The organism is Geodermatophilus marinus, from assembly GCF_003428645.1.
GTDB lineage: Bacteria > Actinomycetota > Actinomycetes > Mycobacteriales > Geodermatophilaceae > Geodermatophilus.
This window is the reverse complement of the sequence record NZ_QVQH01000054.1, coordinates 1-5530: the sequence shown is the minus strand read 5'-3', so window position 1 is coordinate 5530 and position 5530 is coordinate 1. Positions and strand designations below refer to the sequence as shown.

Here is a 5530-nt window from a genome sequence, read left to right as displayed (position 1 = left end):
GCGCGTCCGCTCCTTGAGAACTCAACAGCGTGCCGAAAGTCAGTGCCAAGTAACAACCCCTTTGTGGGTTCCTTTGGTTGAGAGTTGTATCGAGAGCGTCCAGTTCTCGGTTCTCGGCCGGGTTTCGAATGCATCTACGGAGAGTTTGATCCTGGCTCAGGACGAACGCTGGCGGCGTGCTTAACACATGCAAGTCGAACGGTGAACCCGCTTCGGTGGGGGATCAGTGGCGAACGGGTGAGTAACACGTGGGCAACCTGCCCCCGGCTCTGGGATAACTCCAAGAAATTGGGGCTAATACCGGATGTGCACTGCTGGTCGCATGGCCGGTGGTGGAAAGACTGGTTCGGCTGGGGATGGGCCCGCGGCCTATCAGCTTGTTGGTGGGGTAGTGGCCTACCAAGGCGACGACGGGTAGCCGGCCTGAGAGGGTGACCGGCCACACTGGGACTGAGACACGGCCCAGACTCCTACGGGAGGCAGCAGTGGGGAATATTGCGCAATGGGCGGAAGCCTGACGCAGCGACGCCGCGTGGGGGATGACGGCCTTCGGGTTGTAAACCTCTTTCAGCAGGGACGAAGCCGTTCAGCGGTGACGGTACCTGCAGAAGAAGCACCGGCCAACTACGTGCCAGCAGCCGCGGTAATACGTAGGGTGCAAGCGTTGTCCGGAATTATTGGGCGTAAAGAGCTCGTAGGCGGTTGGTCGCGTCGGCTGTGAAAACCCGGAGCTCAACTCCGGGCCTGCAGTCGATACGGGCCGACTTGAGTGTTGCAGGGGAGACTGGAATTCCTGGTGTAGCGGTGAAATGCGCAGATATCAGGAGGAACACCGGTGGCGAAGGCGGGTCTCTGGGCAGCAACTGACGCTGAGGAGCGAAAGCGTGGGGAGCGAACAGGATTAGATACCCTGGTAGTCCACGCCGTAAACGTTGGGCGCTAGGTGTGGGGGCCATTCCACGGTCTCCGTGCCGCAGCTAACGCATTAAGCGCCCCGCCTGGGGAGTACGGCCGCAAGGCTAAAACTCAAAGGAATTGACGGGGGCCCGCACAAGCGGCGGAGCATGTTGCTTAATTCGATGCAACGCGAAGAACCTTACCTAGGCTTGACATGCGCGGAAATCCTCCAGAGATGGGGGGTCCGCAAGGGCCGTGCACAGGTGGTGCATGGTTGTCGTCAGCTCGTGTCGTGAGATGTTGGGTTAAGTCCCGCAACGAGCGCAACCCTCGTTCCATGTTGCCAGCGGATCATGCCGGGGACTCATGGGAGACTGCCGGGGTCAACTCGGAGGAAGGTGGGGATGACGTCAAATCATCATGCCCCTTATGTCTAGGGCTGCAAACATGCTACAATGGCCGGTACAAAGGGCTGCGATACCGCGAGGTGGAGCGAATCCCAAAAAGCCGGTCTCAGTTCGGATTGGGGTCTGCAACTCGACCCCATGAAGTTGGAGTCGCTAGTAATCGCAGATCAGCAACGCTGCGGTGAATACGTTCCCGGGCCTTGTACACACCGCCCGTCACGTCACGAAAGTCGGTAACGCCCGAAGCCGGTGGCCCAACCCCTTACCGGGAGGGAGCCGTCGAAGGCGGGATCGGCGATTGGGACGAAGTCGTAACAAGGTAGCCGTACCGGAAGGTGCGGCTGGATCACCTCCTTTCTAAGGAGCAGCCGGCCGGTGGATGCGTGTGTCCGCCGGCCCGACGGCCGCGCCCACCGCGGGAGGGCCCCTCGTCCGGGGGGCCGCGGGTCGGTGGGGTGGTGCTCGAGGGTGGAACGCTGACCAGTTCGGCCGGCCGCGGTTCGCGGCCCGCTAGTACGACTGCTGCCCTTCGGGGTGGGGGTGGGGAGGGCGGGTGCGCGGGGCGGGGTCGGTGGTAGGCGCGCTGTTGGGTCCTGAGGGAGCGGGCCCGGGTCTCCACCGGTGGGTGGGGGGCCGGGGTGGCTGTCTCTGCCGGGGCCGGTCCGGTCTCGTACCGCCCGTCTCCTTCCGCCGTGCGGCGGGTGGGGGTGGGGTCTGGCGGGGTCGGGGGATCGGTGGCCGGTCGTTCGTTGAGAACTGCACAGTGGACGCGAGCATCTTTCTTTGACTCTTGATCGTTGTGTGATCGTTTGAGTTGTGTGTAGGACGTGTGGCCAAGTTGGTAAGGGCGCACGGTGGATGCCTGGGCACCAGGAGCCGATGAAGGACGTAGGAGGCTGCGATAAGCCTCGGGGAGCTGCCAACCGAGCGTTGATCCGAGGATGTCCGAATGGGGGAACCCCGCACCAGTCATGTGGTGTGACCCGCGCCTGAACACATAGGGCGTGCGGAGGGAACGTGGGGAAGTGAAACATCTCAGTACCCACAGGAGAAGAAAACAACCGTGATTCCGTGAGTAGTGGCGAGCGAAAGCGGAGCAGGCTAAACCGTTTCCATGCGGATACCCGGCAGGGGTTGTGGGAACGGGGTCGTGGGAGCGTTCTGACCTCTCTGCCGGGGGGTCGGGGAGTGAGAAAGCGTCGTGGTTAGTGGAAGGCCTCTGGAAGGGGTCGCCGGAGAGGGTGAGAGCCCCGTACACGAAAACCCGTCGCCTCCCGAGCGTTTTCCCAAGTAGCACCGAGCCCGTGGAATTCGGTGTGAATCGGGCGGGACCACCCGCTAAGCCTGAATACTCCCTGGTGACCGATAGCGGACGAGTACCGTGAGGGAAAGGTGAAAAGTACCCCGGGAGGGGAGTGAAATAGTACCTGAAACCGTGTGCCTACAAGCCGTGAGAGCCGCCGCACCCCTCGGGTGGGCGGTGATTGCGTGCCTTTTGAAGAATGAGCCTGCGAGTTAGTGGTGCGTGGCGAGGTTAACCCGCGGGGGGTAGCCGTAGCGAAAGCGAGTCCGAACAGGGCGATCCAGTCGCGTGCTCTAGACCCGAAGCCGAGTGATCTACCCATGGCCAGGTTGAAGCGCGGGTAAGACCGCGTGGAGGACCGAACCCACCAGGGTTGAAAACCTGGGGGATGAGCTGTGGGTAGGGGTGAAAGGCCAATCAAACTCGGTGATAGCTGGTTCTCCCCGAAATGCATTTAGGTGCAGCGTCGCGTGTTTCTTGCCGGAGGTAGAGCACTGGATGGCCGATGGGCCCCACAAGGTTACTGACGTCAACCAAACTCCGAATGCCGGCAAGTGAGAGCGCGGCAGTGAGACTGCGGGCGATAAGGTTCGTAGTCGAGAGGGAAACAGCCCAGATCATCGGCTAAGGCCCCCAAGCGTGTGCTAAGTGGAAAAGGATGTGGGATCGCAGAGACAACCAGGAGGTTGGCTTAGAAGCAGCCATCCTTGAAAGAGTGCGTAATAGCTCACTGGTCAAGTGGTTCCGCGCCGACAATGTAGCGGGGCTCAAGCACACCGCCGAAGCCGTGGCACTCGCACGAGTTCCTGCCGGGCCCCCGCGGGGGGCCGGCCAGGAGTGCGGGTGGGTAGGGGAGCGTCGTGTGGCGGGGGAAGCGGCGGAGGAATCCAGCCGTGGACGCCACACGAGTGAGAATGCAGGCATGAGTAGCGAGAGGGGAGTGAGAACCTCCCCCGCCGGAAGACCAAGGGTTCCTGGGCCAGGCTAATCCGCCCAGGGTGAGTCGGGACCTAAGGCGAGGCCGACAGGCGTAGTCGATGGACAACGGGTTGATATTCCCGTACCCGCGAAGGAGCGCCCATGCCGAACCTGGCGATGCTAACCACCCGAACCCGGTCCCGCCGTTGCGGTGGGAGCGGGGGAGCGTGGGACCCGGACCGGTAGTAGGCAAGCGATGGGGTGACGCAGGAAGGTAGTCGGGCCGGTGAGTGGTAGGACCGGTGCAAGGGTGTGGCCCGCGGCGCAGGCAAATCCGCGCCGCACACGAGGGTGAGGCCCGACGCGTAGCCGGATGAGGCGAATCCGATGATCCTATGCTGCCGAGAAAAGCCTCTAGCGAGTTCCGAGCGGCCCGTACCCCAAACCAACTCAGGTGGTCAGGTAGAGAATACCGAGGCGATCGAGCGAACTGTGGTTAAGGAACTCGGCAAAATGCCCCCGTAACTTCGGGAGAAGGGGGACCGGAGCCGGTGAACACCCTCGCGGTGGGAGCGGGAGCCGGTCGCAGAGACCAGTGAGAAGCGACTGTTTACTAAAAACACAGGTCCGTGCGAAGTCGTAAGACGATGTATACGGACTGACGCCTGCCCGGTGCTGGAACGTTAAGGGGACGGGTTAGCTCTTCGGGGCGACGCTCAGAACTCAAGCGCCAGTAAACGGCGGTGGTAACTATAACCATCCTAAGGTAGCGAAATTCCTTGTCGGGTAAGTTCCGACCTGCACGAATGGCGTAACGACTTCTCAGCTGTCTCAACCACAGGCTCGGCGAAATTGCACTACGAGTAAAGATGCTCGTTACGCGCGGCAGGACGGAAAGACCCCGGGACCTTCACTACAGCTTGATATTGGTGTTCGGTTCGGCTTGTGTAGGATAGGTGGGAGACTGCGAAGCGGGCACGCCAGTGCCGGTGGAGTCGCCGTTGAAATACCACTCTGGTCGAATTGGATGTCTAACCTCGGTCCGTGAGCCGGATCAGGAACAGTGTCAGGTGGGTAGTTTAACTGGGGCGGTTGCCTCCCAAAATGTAACGGAGGCGCCCAAAGGTTCCCTCAGCCTGGTTGGCAATCAGGTGTCGAGTGCAAGTGCACAAGGGGGCTTGACTGCGAGACCGACGGGTCGAGCAGGAGCGAAAGCTGGGACTAGTGACCCGGCACCGGCGTGTGGAAGCGGTGTCGCTCAACGGATAAAAGGTACCCCGGGGATAACAGGCTGATCTTCCCCAAGAGTCCATATCGACGGGATGGTTTGGCACCTCGATGTCGGCTCGTCGCATCCTGGGGCTGGAGTAGGTCCCAAGGGTTGGGCTGTTCGCCCATTAAAGCGGTACGCGAGCTGGGTTTAGAACGTCGTGAGACAGTTCGGTCCCTATCCGCCGCGCGCGTAAGAGACTTGAGAAGAGCTGTCCCTAGTACGAGAGGACCGGGACGGACGAACCTCTGGTGTGCCAGTTGTACCGCCAGGTGCACGGCTGGTTGGCCACGTTCGGCAGGGATAACCGCTGAAAGCATCTAAGCGGGAAGCTCGCTTCAAGATGAGGTCTCTCACCCAACCATGGGGTAAGGCCCCCGCCCAGACCAGCGGGTCGATAGGCCGGAAGTGGAAGCACCGCGAGGTGCGCAGCTGACCGGTACTAACAGGCCGAGGACTTGACCACACGACCTGCACACCACCCAACCGGCAGACCCGGTCAGAGCAGGCGAGAGCACGCGTCCACTGTGCGGTTCTGAACGCACGCACCAGCCCCCCCGCCCCACCCGCCGCCCGCGGGGGGCGGGGCCCGGCGCCGCGTTCACCGCGTTACGGCGGTCATGGCGAGAGGGAAACGCCCGGTCCCATTCCGAACCCGGAAGCTAAGCCTCTCAGCGCCGATGGTACTGCCCCGGAGACGGGGTGGGAGAGTAGGACACCGCCGGACAACCATTC

At 62.0% G+C, this 5530-nt stretch carries 3 rRNA genes; all 3 read left to right on the top strand.

Going from position 1 to position 5530, the window contains the following annotated elements:
• Positions 1–133: 133 nt before the first annotated feature.
• Positions 134–1661, top strand: a 16S ribosomal RNA gene (locus D0Z06_RS24910).
• 474 nt (positions 1662–2135) lie between these two features.
• A 23S ribosomal RNA gene (locus D0Z06_RS24905) occupies positions 2136–5261 on the top strand.
• 144 nt (positions 5262–5405) lie between these two features.
• Positions 5406–5522, top strand: a 5S ribosomal RNA gene (rrf, locus tag D0Z06_RS24900).
• Together the 16S, 23S and 5S rRNA genes form the textbook arrangement of a ribosomal RNA operon.
• The last annotated feature ends 8 nt before the right edge of the window (positions 5523–5530 follow it).